Raw genomic sequence first — 17,497 nt, 5'->3', positions numbered from 1 at the left:
GTATTTGGTGTCGTTTGATTGGAAGAAAAAACTCGCATGTCAGCAAAAGAATATAACGCCGGATCGATAGAGGTTCTCAGCGGATTAGAACCAGTACAAAAACGTCCTGGAATGTATACGGACACGACTCGCCCAAACCACCTTGGACAAGAAGTCATCGATAACTCAGTGGATGAAGCGTTAGCAAAACATGCCGATCGAATTGAGGTCATACTGTATAAAGATGGCTCATTGAGTGTGGAAGACAATGGCCGTGGTATGCCAGTGGACATTCACCCAGAAGAAGGGGTCTCAGGGGTCGAATTGATTCTGACCAAGCTGCATGCTGGTGGTAAATTCTCTGGTGATAATTACCAATTTTCAGGTGGTCTCCACGGTGTGGGGGTGTCTGTGGTGAATGCCTTATCGACCTCATTAGAAGTATGGGTTAAGCGCAATGGCATTCAGTACCATATTGGTTTTGAGAATGGTTTTAAAACCTCTGAGTTAAAAGAAATTGGCACCGTTGGCAAGAAAAATACCGGTACTAAGGTTAAATTCAGTGCTGATCCAAAGTATTTTGATAGCCCGAAATTCTCTCTATCTCGATTAAAACACTTGTTAAAAGCCAAAGCGGTTCTGTGTTCCGGGTTGCATGTGGTCTTTATTGATCAGAGTGGTAGCGAAGAAGAGCGAGAAGAGTGGTTCTTCCAAGAAGGCTTGAACGATTACCTGGCTTCAGCGAATGAAGGTTTTGTCTTGCTGCCAGAGCGACCATTTGTTGGCGGCCTGACAGAAAAAACACAGGGCGTAGATTGGGCCGTACAATGGCTGCCTGAAGGCGGGGAGTTAGTGACCGAAAGTTATGTTAACTTAATTCCAACCGCACAAGGTGGCACCCATGTGAATGGTTTACGTACAGGCTTATTGGATGCGATCCGTGAGTTTTGTGACTTTCATAGCTTGTTACCCCGCGGCATCAAATTAACGGCGGAAGATGTATGGGACCGTTGCAGCTACGTTTTGTCTGCTAAGCTGCAAGAGCCACAGTTCTCCGGGCAAACCAAAGAACGTTTGTCGTCTCGTCAAATTGTGCCTTTCATTTCTGCTACGGTAAAAGACGCCTTTAGTTTGTGGTTAAACAAGCATGTAGAAGATGGCAAAAAAATCGCTGAATTAGTGATTAATAGTGCTCAAAAACGACTGAAAGCCAGTAAAAAAGTAGTGCGTAAAAAAGTCACTCAAGGTCCAGCCTTACCTGGCAAACTAGCGGACTGTGCTGGCCAAGACTCTACTCGAAGTGAACTTTTCTTAGTAGAAGGGGACTCGGCGGGTGGCTCTGCGAAGCAAGCCCGAGAAAAAGATTTTCAAGCCATTTTGCCGTTGCGCGGTAAGATCTTAAACTCTTGGGAAGTCGATTCTGGTCAAGTGTTGGCTTCACAAGAAATCCATGATATTTCCGTGGCATTAGGCGTTGATCCAAGTGATGATGATTTGAGTGGCTTGCGCTATGGCAAGGTTTGTATTCTGGCGGACGCGGACTCGGATGGCCTGCATATTGCTACTTTGATTTGCGCTTTGTTTGTACGTCATTTCCCAGCGCTTGTGAACCATGGTCATGTGTTCGTGGCCATGCCTCCCTTGTACCGTATTGATGTTGGTAAAGAAGTTCACTATGCACTGGATGACGAAGAGAAAGACATCATCCTGCATAAGATTGCTGCAGAGAACAAACGCAGTACACCAAATGTACAGCGATTTAAAGGTCTGGGTGAAATGAACCCATCGCAATTGCGTGAAACCACCATGGCGCCAGATACGCGTCGCTTAATCCAATTAACCATGGAAGATAAGCTGGATACTGACGAATTACTCGATAAGTTGTTATCTAAGAAGCGAGCAGGAGACCGTAAAAACTGGTTGGAAACTTACGGTAACCTAGCCATTGTCGATTAGTAAAAAACCTTTCGTCTTGAGTAAGGCGAGCTAAACTTAGAGAATCGTCCAATGAATTGGAATAAGTGAATGTCTGAAGAAAGAGATGATGAAATCATCAGTGAAGAAGTGTTGTATGAAAAAATTGATCACTACTTACTGAAATTTGGCACAGACAGATCGCTGCTTTGTGTGTCTGAACTGGATGGGTTTCTCACAGCATTAGGTTGTTCAGCCAAAGAACTAGAGCCTGACTTATGGTTGAATGCCATTTGGGGGGCGGATGAAGATCAGCCTGTTTGGGAGTCTGCTGAGGAAGAAGATGAGTTCCTCAGTTTAGTGTTGATCATGTATATGGAAGCGATGAACAGTCTGCTGTTCGGTGAGTTCAGCCCAGTGTATCTGGAACAAGAATACGAAGGCGAATCTAAAATACTCGTGGAAGAGTGGTGTGCAGGCTTTGTACGCGGTGCCAAGTTACTCGGCGTTGGTATTGGTGGTGATCGCGACTTCTTTGATGAGGCACTCGCGCCAGTGAGATTGTTTGGCACGGATGCAGGCATAGCCAAACTGAATAAAATGATGGAGCAAGAAGTGAGCTTCTGGCGAGAAATGATCGAGCCTTCCGTGCAGCGCTTGATTCAACATTATCACCCTGAAATGCAGCTTGGTGAAAATGCCTCAGACACTCGTATTTTGCATTAATTGATACCGTTCGATAAATCAAAAAAGCGGTGAAAAGTAATTTTCACCGCTTTTTTATGCTTTCAACCTAACTTTGCTTGAGATTAGCCAACGACCTCAGCAATGCTTGCGCATAGGTAATCGATGTTGTCATCGCTAACACCTGCTACGCTCACACGGCCTGTATCGGCAATGTAAATCGAAAACTCGCTGCGTAGTCGGCGTACTTGCTCTAGGGTTAAACCTGAGTAAGAGAACATGCCGCGCTGGTCTTTAATAAAGCTGAAGTCTTTACTGACACCCGATTGGACCAGTTTAGAGACTAATTTTTCACGCAGGCCGTTGATACGATTACGCATCTCTGCCACTTCTTGTTCCCATTCTGCTTTCAGTTCAGGACGACTCATGATGGTGTAAACCACGGCGGCACCGTGTGCTGGAGGCATCGAGTAGTTAGCGCGAATTGCTTGACCTATGATAGAGAACGCTGCATCAGCTTCTGAAGCCGTTGTGGCAATGACGCTTAAGCCACCACAACGCTCGCGATAGATGCCGAAGTTTTTCGAGAAAGAGTTCGCAATCAGCATATTATCAACATTGGCTGCCATATGGCGTAGGCCTACCAAGTCTTCATCCAAACCGTCGCCGAAGCCTTGGTAAGCGGCATCGACCAATGGCAGTAAGCCACGACGCTTTACGAAATCGGTAATGACCTTCCATTGCTCTAACTGCAGATCAATCCCTGTTGGGTTGTGGCAGCAAGCGTGTAATAACAATACATCACCTTCTTTGGCCTCGGCTTCCAACTTGGTCATCATATCGTCAAAGCGCAGACCATTTGTTGCTGAATCGTAATATGGGTATGGCGTCACTTCTACACCAGCTGAGTTAAAGATGGACTCGTGATTTCCCCAAGTTGGATCACTGACCCAAAGGCGCGCGCCAGACAGATTAGCACTGATGAAATCAGCGGCCACTTTTAACGCACCAGTACCACCCGGTGTTTGGGTTGAGCGAATACGACCTGAGGTGATAAGAGGGTTATTGTCGCCCAAGATAAGGTCTTGAATAATAGCTTCAAATTCAGTAGCGCCATAAATGCCTAAATAGCTTTTAGACTCTTCTTGCTCAAGCAAAATAGCTTCCGCTTTTTTCACACTATTTAAAATAGGGGTTTTACCGTTATCGTCTTTGTAAACACCGACACCAAGATCTATTTTCTTTGGATTAGTGTCTTTTTGGTGAGCGATGATAAGGGCTAAAAGTGGATCACCTGGTACAACTTGAAGATGCTTAAACATGATTTGGTTGGGGTCCTTGTGTGTATTTTTCGTTGCAATAAACAATACATCATTCTGCCGTATTTATGGCAAAATACAATGCAATCAAAAGGGAAATTCCACACTCACTGTCAAGAAATCAAGACACTTTAATTGGTCGTGTAAACTCTTCAACTTATGAACCATCTTCAAACTCGTTTTCAAGCCATTGATCAGTGGTTGCATCAACATAAAGCGCTGTGGCAATTCGATAGTTTTGCCTGTCTAACCTTGCCTTGGCAAGAAGCTTACCCAGCTTTAGCGGCATGGCTCAATGTTCAACAGGAAGTGGACCTTGAGGATGCGAAGCAAGTGGCTGAGATAATCCATGTGCAGCCCAGTCTTGGTGAACTTTCTGATTGGCCTCAGGGCTTTTTAGCCACCGAGCAAACTCGGCAAAACGCCACGTCACCACCAGCGTATCTGTCGACTGGCATAAAAGGGCGTAAATGGTCACAGATTGAAGCGTTTGCAGCATGTACTCCAATGGTTGATCGCTATTTGGAGTGGTGTGCTGGTAAGGGGCATCTTGGTAAATATCTGGCGTATCAAGGGAATAAGCAGGTGGTCAGTGTTGAGTGGCAACAGAGCTTGTGTGAAGCAGGCCAACAAAAAGCACAACAACTTTTCCTCCAGCAAACATTTCACTGTACAGATGTGTTAGCAGATGCCCCAGAGGCGCTCCTGAAGACAACGCAATGTGCAGTGGCATTGCATGCTTGTGGAGACTTACATCGAGTGTTGTTAGAGCAGGCCAGTAGGTTAAAGGTGTCTTATATCTGTATTGCGCCTTGCTGTTATCACCTTACTCAAACCGAAGCCTATCAACCTTTATCCACGTTGGCTGCACAGGCCAAATTGACCTTACGCAAAGCCGATTTAAAGTTAGCAGTGAAACAAGTTGCGACCGCGGGTGCCAGAGAGCAAAGATTACAAAAGCAGGAACTGACATACCGTTTGGGGTTTGATCTTTGGCAGCGTCATGCCCGAAAAACAGATCAATATCTTGCCGTGCCTTCCATTCAAAAAGTCTTATTAAATCAGGGCTTTTTGGGATTTTGTCATTGGGCCGCGGAGCAAAAACAACTGACACACTTGATCGCTCAACAGCCATTTGAAGATTTTCAACACGCGGCTGGACAACGTTATCAAGACCTGCAAAAGCAACAAGCGATCAGTCAATGGTTTCGACCTGCCTTAGAATACTGGCTCATTTTAGACCGTGCTATTTTCCTACAAGAGCAGGGTTACCACGTGGACATAGGGGCTTTCTGCGCGGCTTCGTTAACCCCAAGAAACTGGATGGTTAGAGCAGAGTTGAAGGCCGCTAATTAGTGGACATTGCTGTTGCAAGTTTTCCTCTTATTTGTTTCGCCTTGTGATGTTATTGGCATGCTATGCTATTGAGATGATTGTGGAAAATTGGGGTTGTGGATGTCGCAAGTAAGTGCGAAGCAGGATAGTTTGTCTAAGTCGAAACCAAATGAGTCAGACAGTGTGAAAAAGTTGGTTTGGTCACAGTTATTGATCAATCTTGGTGATGCTTTAATCAATCCTAAGGTGACCTTACCGTGGATTTTACAAGGTGTCGGCGTGCCTGTGTATTTGTTGGGTTGGCTGGTGCCAATTCGTGAATCCGGTTCTTTGTTACCACAACTGCTGATGGCCAGCTACATTCGTCGAGTGGCATTACGGAAATGGCTTTGGGTGATCGGCAGTGTGTTGCAAGCTGTATGCGTGGTGTTGATTGGAGTGGTTGCTCTGTTACTAGAAGGAGCTGCGGCGGGTTGGTGTGTGATTGCTCTAATGGTGGTGTTCAGTTTAGCTCGGGGGTTGAATTCCATTACCTCTAAGGATGTACTAGGCAAAACCATTTCAAAAGGTCGGCGTGGTCGAGTATCGGGTTGGGCTTCTAGTGCTGCAGGTTTAATCACTTTGGGTGTGGCTTTGACAATGGTATTCAGCGGTTTTTTTGAGCTGGAAGCGAACACGGTTTTTTATGCTACTAGTCTGATTATTGGGGCTTTAGTCTGGTGTTTTGCCGCCATGGTGTATGCTTTGATTGATGAGCCAAGGAGTGAAGTCGATCAAATTCCCGTTGGTTTCTGGCAATTGTTTGCAGGCCTTTCTCTACTGAAAACAAATGCATCGTTTCGAACCTTTGTGATCGCTCGTTCACTGTTACTCTGTACTGCTTTGAGTGCGCCCTATTATGTGCTGATTGCTCAGCAGCATTTGGGTAATGGCTTATGGGTATTAGGGGCGTTTATGGCGGCGAGTGGTTTAGCGTCTTTAGTTTCTTCGCCCTTCTGGGGGCGTTTTTCTGACTATTCTAGCCGTCAGGTTATGATGTTTTCTACCTTGCTTGGTGTGTTTTCTGGAGTATTGCTATTCGTCATCATGTGGTTATTTCCGAGTTTTGCTGAGATGGTTTGGTTTATGCCTGCCTTGTACTTTATTTTGTGTGTGGCTCATCAGGGCGTGCGTATTGGGCGTAAAACGTATTTGGTAGATTTGGTGGAAGGAAACGATAGAACGGAGTACGTCGCAGTCAGTAACACTGTGATTGGCGTCATGTTATTAGTGATGAGTGTTTTTGCTCTTTTAACCAATGTGATTTCATTGCCGGCTTTGGTATTGGTGTTTTCGCTGTTGGCATTGATTGGTGTTCTGGTCGTGGTTCGATTACCAGAGGCTTAGTGTAAGAGTGATATGACTCTTACACATTGAATTTCTTTTCTGCTGCCTATTATTAGTTTGGTAACGGTATGGACGGGGCGTTTTTGATGCGATTCAGTACCAGTGTTGAGGTCAGGTTTCGGACACTGGGTAAGGCTGAAATGGATTCATTTAAAAAGTCGGAAAGCGAAGGTAAATCCTCACTAATCACTCTCAGCCAATAGTCTGCATCGCCACTGACGGAATAACATTCTAGTACTTTTGGCATGGCCGCAATGGCTTCTTTAAAATGATGGTCAGCTTCTTTATTGCCTTTGTCTAGGGTGATGTTCACAAAGGCTGTGACATGATAACCCAGTTCTGTGGCATTGAGTTGTGTAAAGTAGGCCTCGATTAAGTTGCTTTGTTCTAGTCTTTGCAGACGTCTTGAGCATTGGGAAGGGGAAAGGTTGACCTGTTCAGACAGGGCCACATTGGTGAGTCGGGCATTTTCTTGTAAGGCACGCAATAGCCGCCAATCATAGCAATCAAGTTCAATATGGTTCATTCAAGGTTCCTTATCAGCATCGTAGCGTGCTGTTTTTTTATTAGTGCTGCCTTTTTGATGCTGAATGGGCTTCAGTCGGAAGGCTTATTTCGTACTTTTAGAATAAGGAGTTTTGAAAACATAACAAGATATAATCTTCATTATTTGCAAATTTTTAGACATTTTTTTGCAAGATTGGATGCTTTGATGACATTAAGAGTAAATAACATGCCGCAGAGAGTGCGGCATGTTATGGGAGAGAGATTAATCGGTTGGTAAGTTCTTACTCAGCCAGTCCAGTGCTTCAGGGTAAGGCGCTGGTAACGACAAGCTTTGCAGCGCATTTTGAAGAACGCCAAGCTGGTTTGAGCAAAAGTTAAGATGACCGACTTTTCGGCCGGGGCGCACTTCTTTTTGGTACCAGTACAACTCAAGCCCTTGAATGTTTAGCCATTGGTAATCCACCGGCACGCCTATTAGGTTGACCATCATGCTTTGGCCTTTGATTTCAGCAGGAGCCAAAGGTAAACCTGCGACCGCTCGAACATGGTTTTCAAATTGGCTGACACTGGCGCCAGCTTGTGTCCAGTGTCCACTGTTGTGAACACGTGGGGCCAATTCATTGATAAGCAGCTCGTCACCCACACGGAAGCATTCCATTGCCATGACGCCCACATAGTCTAGTGCATCCATAAGTTTGCCGAGCATGGCTTCGGCTTTACTTTGCAATGGAGCGAGACGCTCTAGGGGAGAAATGGACGCGTACAGAATGCCATTAATGTGCAGGTTTAGGGTAAGTGGGTAAAAGTGTGTTTCACCATTGGCACCACGAACACCAACGAGTGACACTTCTTCATCAAAATTAATGGCTTGCTCGGCAATAGCTTGGCCTTTCCAGTCGTCAGGGATTTCTGTGCCTTCAGCTTGCTTCAACCAATATTGTCCTTTGCCATCATAGCCACCACGACGACGTTTCATAAGAACGCGTTCACCAAGCGTGTGGTAGGCATAGTCTGCATGGCTGTCGGCTTCTACTGGAAACCAAGGCGCTGTTGCCAGATCAAGCTTATCGATCCATTGCTTTTGTGTCAGACGATCAGCCAATTGTGGAAACGTCGATAGGTTGACGAAATTGGCATGAGAGGCAAGTTGCTTGGTGGCATCCGTTTGTGGCCAGTCTTCACGTTCCGCGGTGACAATATCGTCAGCTTGTAAAGGCAGAGTGTCATGGCTATCAATGTCCACTGGTCGAATGTCTAAGCCCAATGGTGTGCCAGCGTGTTTTAGCATGGCGCCAAGTTGACCTGCACCAAGTACCCACAATACAGACATGGCTTACACCTCTCTTGGATCAGGGTTCGCCAAAACCGTATTGGTTTGTTGTTGGCGGAACGCCTTAATGCGCTCAGCCAATTCAGGATTTGACGTGGCTAGAATCTGACATGCCAAGAGTCCTGCATTAAACGCCCCTGCAGTACCAATCGCTAAGGTACCTACCGCAACACCCTTAGGCATTTGAGCAATGGAAAGTAGGCTGTCCATACCGTTTAACGCTTTGCTTTGAACCGGTACACCTAAGACAGGTAAGTGTGTGTGTGCTGCGACCATGCCAGGTAAATGCGCGGCACCACCAGCACCACCAATGATGACTTTGAAGCCTTTGTCGGCGGCACTTTCAGAAAATTCTGCAAGCTTGACTGGAGTTCGGTGAGCGGAAACGACTTCCACGTGGTAAGACACGCCCAAGGCATCCATAATTTCGGTGGCGCCTTCCATTGTGGCCCAATCACTTTTCGATCCCATGATTAATGCGACTTCAGCTTGCAAAATATCTCTCCTGTTTTTGAACCAACGTGGTGTTGAGGGGTAACGGATAACGTCGGTAATGAGGTTTAACGCAGTTTTTACGTTTTTTTGTCGCCTACACAGAAAAACGCTGCGAATTTAGGGCGCTAATATAGCTGATTTTGGGCAAAACAGCGAGTCTTACCAGGCTTTTGTTGCGAAAGAGGTATGACGAGATTGGAAATAAAAAGAGCGACTTAAAGTCGCTCTTTTAGGTATCGTTCATAATCTGGTATTTGTCGTTCAAATTCATTGCAGAATAGGGGCGAAGACACCAAAAAATTGGCCGATGAGACACTGCAGGCGATAGGAATATTCCATACCGCAGCAACGCGTAACAAGGCTTTGATATCTGGGTCATGAGGCATAGGCTCAAAAGGGTCCCAGAAAAAAATTAAGACATCAATCCTACCTTCAGCGATCATGCCACCCAGTTGTTGGTCACCACCTAGTGGGCCGCTAATCAAGGCCTCAATCTTAACGCCCAACTCTTTTTGCAATAGGTTACCTGTGGTGCCTGTTGCATAGAGCTGGTGGCCAATTAGTTTGTCTTTGTGAGTGCGAGCCCATTTTATGAGCTCGCTTTTCATATTGTCATGAGCCACTAAAGCAATGCGCTTTTGGGCGGCCATGGTGACCATCTTTGTGTGCAATGGACAATCCTCAAATAGTTAGCGTTATGCGATGTCGCCCACTTTGACGATCTTCATTGCATTTGTCGTACCATAGCTAACCAAATGGTCGCCTTTGGTTACGATCACAAGATCACCGTCAGCAATATAGCCGAGAGATTTAACATGATCGACTAGACCAGAAATGATGTTGTCCACATTGTATTCTTGTGATGAAAAAGCCACTGGTGTGACACCACGATAAAGAGCGGCTTTGTTCAATGTCGCCTGGTTTGGAGACAAAGCAAAAATTGGCAAGCCAGAGCTAATACGTGACATCAAAAGAGGCGTTGTGCCAGATTCTGTCAGACTGATAATGGCTTTCACACCTTCAAGGTGGTTTGCCGCGTACATGGCTGACATAGCGATGGTTTCATCAATGTTCGTGAAGGTGACATCAATACGGTGTTTAGAACGGTTGATGGCTGGTTGCTTTTCAGCACCCAAACAAACACGGTTCATTGTCTGAATCACTTCTTCAGGGTAATCCCCTGCAGCGGTTTCCGCTGATAGCATCACGGCGTCCGTTCCATCTAGAACAGCGTTGGCCACATCGAAGACTTCGGCGCGAGTTGGCATGGCGCTGGTGATCATGGTTTCCATCATTTGTGTCGCTGTGATTACTGGACGGTTTAGCTGTCGGCAGCGTTTGATCATGTGTTTTTGTACACCGATCAATTCTGCGTCACCAATTTCTACGCCTAGATCACCACGAGCAACCATCACCGCGTCAGAAGCGAGGATAATGCTGTCTAGTGTCTCGTTATCCGCAACGGCTTCAGCGCGTTCTACTTTTGATACAATACCTGCTTTCAAACCGGCCGCTAGAGCCAATTCACGTGCTTCGTGTAGGTCATCGGCACTGCGTGGGAAAGAAACAGCAAGGTAATCGGCTTTTAGCGCTGCAGCGGTCTTAATGTCTTCTTTATCTTTGTCTGTTAGTGCGGCAGCGGATAAGCCGCCGCCTTGGCGGTTGATGCCTTTATTGTTAGACAGTGGGCCACCAACAATGACTTTGGTAATGACTTCTGTGCCTTTGACTTCGAGCACTTCTAATACCACTCGACCGTCATCTAGTAATAGAATGTTGCCTGGATTTGAATCTTCCGCGAGCTGAGGGTAGTCGATACCAACGCGAGTCTCATCACCGGCATTTTTATCAAAGCCCACATCCAAAATGAAAGTTGCGCCATCTTTTAATTCTACTTTGGTATTTTTGAATCGTGCGATACGAATCTTAGGACCTTGTAGGTCGCCTAAGATAGCTACATGGCGGTTGTTTTTCTTCGCCATAGCGCGAACCACGTCAGCGCGATTGATGTGATCTTCTGGTTGACCATGTGAGAAGTTTAAACGGAAGACGTTTGCGCCTGCCAAAATTAACTTTTCGATCATTTCAGGAGAGCTTGAAGCTGGGCCTAAAGTGGCAACGATTTTAGTTCTACGAGTCATTTTATTTACCAAAGATTAGAAAGCTAGAAGTGAAGTATAAGAGACGACGAAGGCTGCGTCAGCAGCCTTCGTGTATTTTGATTATTTTGCATTCATTAATGCAATGGTATTGTCGAGCATTCGGTTCGAGAAGCCCCACTCATTATCATACCAGGCCATGATTTTAACCAATTTACCTTGAACACGCGTTTGTGTCGCATCGAAGTTCGATGTGTAAGTGCTGTGGTTAAAGTCAGAAGAAACCAATGGATCATAATTAACATGCAGAACTTCTGCTAAAACAGGGTCTGCTTTGATCGCATCTTCAATAATTTGGTTTACTTCTTCTGTCGTTGTTTCGCGTGGTGCTAGGAAGGTCAAATCAACCAAAGACACATTAATGGTAGGAACACGCACTGCCATGCCATCAAATTTACCAACCAGCTCAGGTACGACTAATCCAACAGCAGCAGCGGCACCCGTTTTACTTGGGATCATGTTTTGTGCTGCTGCACGTGCACGGTATAAGTCTTCGTGGTACACGTCAGATAGACGTTGGTCGTTAGTGTAAGCATGGATCGTTGTCATCAACCCGCTTTCAATGCCTAACTTGTCGCTTAATGGCTTGGCAACAGGCGCCAAACAGTTAGTAGTACAAGACGCGTTAGAAATCACCGTCATGTCAGCAGTCAAAACGTCTTGGTTAACACCATAAACAACAGTAGCGTCTACTTCTTTACCCGGCGCTGAAATGATGACTTTTTTGGCACCAGCAGAAATGTGGGCGCTGGCTTTCTCTTTAGTCGTAAAGAAACCAGTACATTCATAAACCACGTCTACACCTAACTCTGCCCATGGAAGATCAGCTGGGTTGCGCTCAGAGAAGGTACGGATTTTATCTTGGTTGATGTATAGGGCTTCATCATCAAAGGTAACTTCGCCAGAAAAACGGCCGTGTACCGTGTCGTATTTTGTTAAATGGGCATTGGTTTTCGAGTCACCAAGGTCGTTGATGGCTACAATTTGGATTTGGTCACGCTTACCTGATTCATATAAAGCTCTTAGCGTGTTGCGTCCGATACGTCCATATCCGTTGATAGCTACCTTAATAGTCATACTCACCTCTAACTAGTGTGAAAAAGGCCGATGTTCGAATTCGAACATTCAGCATTCAATATTGTTCTTTGACGTAAAAATACTACATAAGTAATTTTTTAAGCAAGGATTTGTAACAAATTCTTATGTAAATGATCATCTTTTAATCAACTCTTGATTCAAATCAGAGTCTATACTGAAAGGTGTTACAAATTAAAGTGGATTTTAGCGCATTTTATGAGGATATCGAACTGTTTATGTAAATAAATTACATAAAAATCTAAAAATAATGCGATTTATTGACGTTTTTGGGGTGAAATAAAATAAAAATGTAGTAATATTACATAAAATATCGATCGCATTGTGGGATGTGATCAAACCTATAATAGGCGGAGAGAGTCATGAATTCGATTGTTGCTAAGGTAACGAACGACATTATTGCGCGAAGTAAGACGCTGCGAGATCAATACCTGAAAGATATGAAGCAGGCCGAAGAGCAAGGTCCGCATCGTGGAACTTTATCCTGTGGTAATTTGGCACACGGTTTTGCCGCTTGTCAGCCGCAAGAAAAGCAAAAGTTGACCATGATGGAAGAAGCTAATGTCGGTATTATTTCTTCTTACAACGACATGTTGTCCGCGCACCAGCCCTATGAAGCCTATCCAGATAAAATTCGTGCCGCTATTGCGGCAATGGGGTCAGTTGCCCAAGTGGCAGGTTGCGTACCGGCCATGTGTGACGGTGTGACACAAGGTCAAGATGGCATGGAGCTGAGTTTATTCAGCCGTGACAACATTGCTCAAGGTGCAGCCATTGGTCTGTCTCACAATATGTTTGACTCCGCTATCTTCTTAGGGATTTGTGACAAGATTGTGCCCGGCTTGCTGATTGCGGCATTGCGTTTTGGTCAATTGCCTTCTTTGTTTATCCCAGCAGGTCCAATGCAGTCTGGTATTACTAATGCGAAGAAGGCGGCGGTACGCCAACGTTATGCACAAGGTAATGCGACCCGCGATGAATTGCTAGAAGCTGAGTCTGCATCATATCACAGTGCCGGTACTTGTACTTTCTACGGGACTGCGAATTCCAACCAGCTATTGGTTGAAATGATGGGCTTGCAATTGCCTGGCTCATCTTTTGTGAATCCTACAGACCCATTGCGCGATTCTTTAACGGAATACGCCGCACAATTGTCGACAAAAATTACCGCGCTTGGCCGTGATTATCGTCCTTTGTACAAAGTCATTGACGAGCGTAGCATCGTGAATTCCATTGTTGGTCTGTTGGCAACGGGGGGGTCTACTAACCATACAATGCACATTGTGGCGTATGCACGCGCGGCCGGCATTATTGTGACTTGGGATGATTTTGCTGAATTATCGAAAGTCGTGCCTCTATTGACGCGTATTTATCCCAATGGACAAGCGGACATTAACCATTTCCATGCGGCAGGTGGTATGGCTTTCTTGGTGAAGCAATTGCTTAAGGGCGGACTGTTACACGAAGATGTTCTGACTATTGTTGGTCAAGGCTTAGAGTATTACACCAAAGAACCTTTCTTAGAAAATGGTGAGTTGATTTGGCGTGATGGCCCTAGCGAAAGCCTAGATTTGGATGTGGTTCGTCCGATTGAGAACCCATTCAGTAAAGAGGGTGGTTTGTCCTTGTTGAAAGGTAATTTAGGGCGTTCTGTGATCAAGGTCTCTGCAGTAAAAGAAGAGAGTCGAGTCATTGAAGCCCCTGCGGCTGTTTTCCATAGCCAACATGAATTGGCGGATGCCATCGGCAGCGGCAAATTGAAACGTGATTGTGTGGCCGTGATTCGTTTCCAAGGACCAAAAGCCTTGGGCATGCCAGAGCTTCATAAGCTCACCCCTTTCCTAGGGAACTTGCAAGACCAAGGCTACAAAGTGGCCTTAGTGACAGACGGTCGTATGTCTGGTGCGTCAGGTAAAGTCCCTGCGGCCATTCATTTGACGCCAGAAGCGCTTGCTGGTGGCTTGATTGCGAAAATTCAAGATGGCGACATGGTGCGTTTAGACGCTAATGAAGGCACTTTGTCATTGTTGGTGTCTGACGAAGAGCTGCAAAATCGTGAACCGGCAACACAAGATTTAACCGCCTCACATCAAGGTATGGGACGAGAATTATTCAGCGGGCAGCGCATTTTGGTGAGCGGTGCTGAGCAAGGCGCTTGTAGCTTATTTAACGATTAATAAAGAGGTGAGAGTATCTGAAGTTTGTCATTTAAGGTTTTACAAACTTAATAATACTCATTTTCTTTAACTTTTCCTCTGGCTACTAACATTTGTTAGTAAATGGTGTTTAGGGCTCATCTGAGCCCTTTTTTTTTGTTTTAATTTTACCGAACTGCTTATGATTATTGCCTTTGGCTACTTGTAATTAATTTGATGACGAGAAGGTTGGGGATGGCGTTGGGGGAAACTTATTCAACGGTGACTCTGGGTTTTCATTGTCAGATGATAGGCATAAAAAAACTCGCATCATGGATGCGAGTTTTTAATTAGAAAAGTAAGTCTCTAATAATGTTATTCCATGGTATCCAATGCTTTTTCGTACTCGTCGAAAGACTGAGTCACTTCTTCTTCTGGTTCACCGCTCGCTAAGCTCACAATGAAGATCGCCAAAGTGGCTAGAATGAAACCAGGAACAATTTCATAAACATCAAAGATGCCGCCTGAAAGTTGTTTCCAAACCACGACAGTGACACCACCGATTACGATACCAGCAAGTGCGCCGTTACGGTTCATCTTACGCCAGAACAAGCTTAGGATGATGGCAGGACCAAATGCAGCACCAAAACCAGCCCATGCGTAGGATACTAGACCTAGTACGGAGCTTTCAGGGTTTAATGCTAAGATCAACGCAACGATTGAGATAGCGATAACCGCAAAACGACCAACCATAACGATTTGTTGTTGAGTAGCTTCTTTGTTGAATAATTGCTTGTAGAAATCTTCAGCCAGAGCAGAAGAAGAGACAAGCAATTGTGAGTCAGCTGTACTCATGATCGCAGCAAGAATTGCCGCTAACAAAATGCCGGCCACAACAGGGTGGAAGATTGCATTAACCAATACCATGAAGATTTTTTCAGGATCGTCTAACTGGCCTGCTAGGTTAGCATCGACGTAAGTCAAGCCGACTAGACCAATCAACAATGCGCCTGCCATAGATATGAAGGTCCAAATGACCGCAATACGGCGAGCAACCTTGATGTCTTTATTAGAGCGAGACGCTTTGAAGCGCGCTAAAATGTGAGGTTGACCGAAGTAACCTAATCCCCATGCTACCAATGAAATAATACCAATAGCACTTAATGCTTCGCCTTTGCTGTTAGTCCAAATGTCTAGCAACTCAGGATTTTTTTCCATCAAAGTGCTGCTTAATTGTGAGAAACCACCATCAAGCGCAATGACAGGAACGATAACCAACGCTGCACTCATCATTAGACCTTGAACCAAGTCAGTCCAGGCTACAGCTAAGAAACCACCGAATAGCGTGTATGACACAACACAAACGGTACCAATGATCACCGCGTAAGTGTAATCAAGACCAAATACGGTTTCGAATAGCTTACCACCAGCCACTAGGCCAGAGCTTGTGTAGAAAAGGAAAAACAGCAGGATGAATAGGGCTGAAATCGTTTGGATAAGTTTTGACTTATCATTGAAACGCTTCGATAGGAAATCAGGTAAGGTTAGCGAGTTATCGGCTTGGATGCTGTAAGTACGCAAACGTTTTGCGCAAATTAGCCAGTTTAACCAAGTACCCACTAACAGTCCGCCAGCAATCCAAATGGATTCCATACCAGCAGCGTAAGCATAACCAGGAAGCCCTAGTAGCAACCAGCCACTCATGTCAGATGCGCCAGCAGACAAGGCTGTTGGCCAAGGGCCTAATGAGCGTCCACCCAAGAAGTAGTCTTCTGAGCTGGATGTACGTTTGTATGCGTATAAACCGATTCCTAGCATTACCACAAGGTAGGCTAGAAAGGTAAAACTGATAGCAATATTGTTTTCTATCATTATTGTCCCCTCGTTGAGATGCTGCGGATGGAATAATGCGCCTTGATGCGACATTATTTTCAAGTCTCAGAATGAATTTAGATTAAACAAACAAACTGAAAAGCTGGGGTATAAAAACGAATTTCTAGACCTCATCCGAAGCGTTAAGTTGCGATTTTTATTGTGATAGCCTTTGAGCATAGTTGTAAAAAAGATCATCATTTGCGTAAAGATAATGAATTTCATTTTAACACATTCAAGACATATTGCGATTTTATGGGGCTCAGGCGGGATTATCTTTCAGAATTCTCTGACAAATTTACAAAAAACTCTGAAACAGGTGTTTTGTTGTGATTGTCTTGTTTGGATTTTGATCAAAAAAGAATGAAGGCAATTTGCCTCCATTCTTTTTGGGTTGTGAAAGGTTATTTTTCAATTTTAGGTAAGCGAGTATCTTGTACGCTTTGCTTAAGCTTTTTGAGGTGCGCATTGAACTCTGGACCACGTTTCAGCAATACACCAGTTGCTAGCGCATCGATTAGTGTTAAATAGACAATACGTGAGCTCATTGGTGTGTAAATATCGGTGTCTTCCGTCTCTTCAATCGGCAGTACAATCGAACAATGTTCGGTGATAGGAGAGCCTGGATTGGTGATCCCGATAACCGATGCACCAGCTTCTCGCGCCACGCGAGCCGTTTCTATAAGAGGTAGGGTTCGGCCAGTATATGAGATTAATACCACCGCATCACCAGGATGGGTACCTGCCGCCGCCATACGCTGTACCAATATATCGGTATACGCAACAACCGGCATGTTTAAACGAAAGAATTTATGGTGAGCGTCTTTGGCGACAGGACCAGAAGCCCCCAATCCGTAAAATTCAATTCGGCGAGCTTGTGCCAACACGTCGACAGCTCGGCTAATTAAGGATTCAGGGAGGAGTTCCTGTGCACGGGTTAGGTTGCTTTTAGCCGCTTCAAAAATTTTCGCTGTGACGGCGCCTGGGGCATCGTCAGGTTCAACGTTTAAATTAACATAAGGCGTTCCCGTCGCTAGGCTTTGCGCTAGCGAGACTTTAAAGTCAGGGAAGCCACTGCCAATTAAGCTACGGCAAAAACGGTTAACAGTAGGTTCACTCACTTCCGCTCTGGCAGCAAGTTTGGCAATGCTAGAGTGAATGGTGGTTTTTGGATCCGCCAAAATGGCTTCCGCCACCTTTCGCTCAGATTTGCTTAGTGTGCTTAGGCGTTCTTGTATTTTACGAATAATGTCTTCGTGTTTATTCATTGATCTGCTTCAGGTTGTC

At 45.2% G+C, this 17,497-nt stretch carries 14 protein-coding genes; 5 read left to right on the top strand and 9 right to left on the bottom strand.

Annotation, left to right across the window (positions count from 1 at the left end):
* Nucleotides 1-36: 36 nt before the first annotated feature.
* Together parE and ACHUFM_RS12420 are read left to right on the top strand one after the other, a co-directional pair.
* On the top strand, nucleotides 37-1,935 hold the full coding sequence (gene parE / locus ACHUFM_RS12425; protein ID WP_063333309.1) for a DNA topoisomerase IV subunit B: 1,899 nt from the start codon (nucleotides 37-39) through the stop codon (nucleotides 1,933-1,935).
* Between the two features lie 69 nt (nucleotides 1,936-2,004).
* Nucleotides 2,005-2,619, top strand: a complete 615-nt coding sequence (locus tag ACHUFM_RS12420) for a UPF0149 family protein (protein WP_113873528.1) — start codon at nucleotides 2,005-2,007, stop codon at nucleotides 2,617-2,619.
* Nucleotides 2,620-2,702: 83 nt separating this feature from the next.
* On the opposite strand, the gene ACHUFM_RS12415 is transcribed toward ACHUFM_RS12420, so the two are convergent.
* The gene (locus ACHUFM_RS12415; protein WP_394182546.1) at nucleotides 2,703-3,899 is read right to left on the bottom strand and encodes an amino acid aminotransferase; all 1,197 of its coding nucleotides are present in this window, start codon (nucleotides 3,897-3,899) and stop codon (nucleotides 2,703-2,705) included.
* Nucleotides 3,900-4,055: 156 nt separating this feature from the next.
* On the opposite strand from ACHUFM_RS12415, the gene ACHUFM_RS12410 reads away from it, so the two are divergent.
* Together ACHUFM_RS12410 and ACHUFM_RS12405 are read left to right on the top strand one after the other, a co-directional pair.
* Entirely contained in the window at nucleotides 4,056-5,252 is a 1,197-nt protein-coding gene (locus ACHUFM_RS12410; RefSeq protein ID WP_394182545.1) for a methyltransferase, read from the top strand.
* A gap of 99 nt (nucleotides 5,253-5,351) precedes the next feature.
* Complete coding sequence (locus ACHUFM_RS12405) at nucleotides 5,352-6,617, top strand: MFS transporter (RefSeq protein WP_394182544.1); 1,266 nt, start codon at nucleotides 5,352-5,354, stop codon at nucleotides 6,615-6,617.
* A gap of 52 nt (nucleotides 6,618-6,669) precedes the next feature.
* On the opposite strand, the gene ACHUFM_RS12400 is transcribed toward ACHUFM_RS12405, so the two are convergent.
* The 6 genes from ACHUFM_RS12400 to gap form a co-directional block, all read right to left on the bottom strand.
* Entirely contained in the window at nucleotides 6,670-7,143 is a 474-nt protein-coding gene (locus tag ACHUFM_RS12400; RefSeq protein WP_063333208.1) for an Lrp/AsnC family transcriptional regulator, read from the bottom strand.
* 243 nt (nucleotides 7,144-7,386) lie between these two features.
* Nucleotides 7,387-8,454 (bottom strand): 5-(carboxyamino)imidazole ribonucleotide synthase, encoded by a 1,068-nt coding sequence (gene purK / locus ACHUFM_RS12395; protein WP_394182543.1) that lies wholly within the window; start codon nucleotides 8,452-8,454, stop codon nucleotides 7,387-7,389.
* A 3-nt stretch (nucleotides 8,455-8,457) separates the two neighbouring features.
* Nucleotides 8,458-8,949: a 5-(carboxyamino)imidazole ribonucleotide mutase gene (purE, locus tag ACHUFM_RS12390; RefSeq protein ID WP_394182542.1), complete on the bottom strand. Its 492-nt coding sequence runs from the start codon at nucleotides 8,947-8,949 to the stop codon at nucleotides 8,458-8,460.
* 215 nt (nucleotides 8,950-9,164) lie between these two features.
* Nucleotides 9,165-9,608, bottom strand: coding sequence for a methylglyoxal synthase (locus ACHUFM_RS12385; protein ID WP_394182640.1), 444 nt, complete (start codon nucleotides 9,606-9,608; stop codon nucleotides 9,165-9,167).
* A 36-nt stretch (nucleotides 9,609-9,644) separates the two neighbouring features.
* Nucleotides 9,645-11,090 carry a pyruvate kinase gene (pyk, locus tag ACHUFM_RS12380; protein ID WP_113873534.1) on the bottom strand — a complete coding sequence of 482 codons (1,446 nt, stop codon included), beginning with the start codon at nucleotides 11,088-11,090 and terminating at the stop codon, nucleotides 9,645-9,647.
* Nucleotides 11,091-11,171: 81 nt separating this feature from the next.
* Nucleotides 11,172-12,185: a type I glyceraldehyde-3-phosphate dehydrogenase gene (gap, locus tag ACHUFM_RS12375; RefSeq protein ID WP_113873535.1), complete on the bottom strand. Its 1,014-nt coding sequence runs from the start codon at nucleotides 12,183-12,185 to the stop codon at nucleotides 11,172-11,174.
* 380 nt (nucleotides 12,186-12,565) lie between these two features.
* On the opposite strand from gap, the gene edd reads away from it, so the two are divergent.
* Complete coding sequence (gene edd, locus ACHUFM_RS12370) at nucleotides 12,566-14,380, top strand: phosphogluconate dehydratase (protein WP_394182541.1); 1,815 nt, start codon at nucleotides 12,566-12,568, stop codon at nucleotides 14,378-14,380.
* Between the two features lie 333 nt (nucleotides 14,381-14,713).
* Here the strand turns inward: edd and putP are convergent, their stop codons facing one another.
* Entirely contained in the window at nucleotides 14,714-16,210 is a 1,497-nt protein-coding gene (gene putP / locus ACHUFM_RS12365) for a sodium/proline symporter PutP (RefSeq protein WP_394182540.1), read from the bottom strand.
* A 404-nt stretch (nucleotides 16,211-16,614) separates the two neighbouring features.
* Nucleotides 16,615-17,478 carry a transcriptional regulator HexR gene (gene hexR, locus ACHUFM_RS12360; RefSeq protein ID WP_394182539.1) on the bottom strand — a complete coding sequence of 288 codons (864 nt, stop codon included), beginning with the start codon at nucleotides 17,476-17,478 and terminating at the stop codon, nucleotides 16,615-16,617.
* Nucleotides 17,479-17,497: the final 19 nt, after the last annotated feature.

Source organism: Marinomonas posidonica, assembly GCF_043643765.1.
Lineage (GTDB): Bacteria > Pseudomonadota > Gammaproteobacteria > Pseudomonadales > Marinomonadaceae > Marinomonas > Marinomonas posidonica_A.
Note: the sequence above shows the minus strand (reverse complement) of the source record. Positions and strands in the feature narration are given on the sequence as shown.